This is a genomic window from Halomonas sp. ABH4_019 (assembly GCF_056159885.1).
The window spans coordinates 1-503 of sequence record NZ_JBSWWC010000007.1 but is presented as its reverse complement, the minus strand read 5'-3'; the positions used below and the strand labels follow the sequence as shown (position 1 = coordinate 503).

Sequence of the window (503 nt, the reverse complement as noted above, 5' to 3'; positions counted from 1 at the left end):
AGCGTGGTGTTCAACGACACCCGCGCCGAGTACGGCACCTTCGTCGACAACGGCGACGGCAGCTGGTCCTACCGGGTCGATTCCTCGAACGGCGCCGTGCAGGCGCTGGACGACGGCGAGTCGCTGACCGAGACCTTCGGCTACACCGTCACCGACGCCGATGGCAGCCAGAGCACCGCCACCCTGACGGTGACCATCAACGGCGCCACCGACGCGCCGCCGACCGTCGACATCGACGACAACGCCCCGGGCGTCGACGGCGCCGAGCAGCGCGTCAGCGAGGCCAGCGGCGCCACCGTCAGCGGCACCGCCACGGTGGGCGCCGAGGCCGGCATCGCCGGCGTGACCGTCAACGGCAGCGATATCACCGATGCCAGCAATAATCCGATCGAGATCGTCGGCAATGAAGGCACGCTGACCATCACCGGCTACGATGCCGAGACCGGCGAGATCGCCTACGCCTACACCGAGGATGGCGACGCCGAGGACCACCGCGACGGCGC

General features: G+C 69.6%; 1 protein-coding gene. It reads left to right on the top strand.

Features of this window, described 5'->3' with window-relative positions; genetic code table 11:
* The coding region (locus ACXAFN_RS18320) for a VCBS domain-containing protein (RefSeq protein WP_474991169.1) at positions 1 to 503 on the top strand (503 nt) is incomplete at both ends.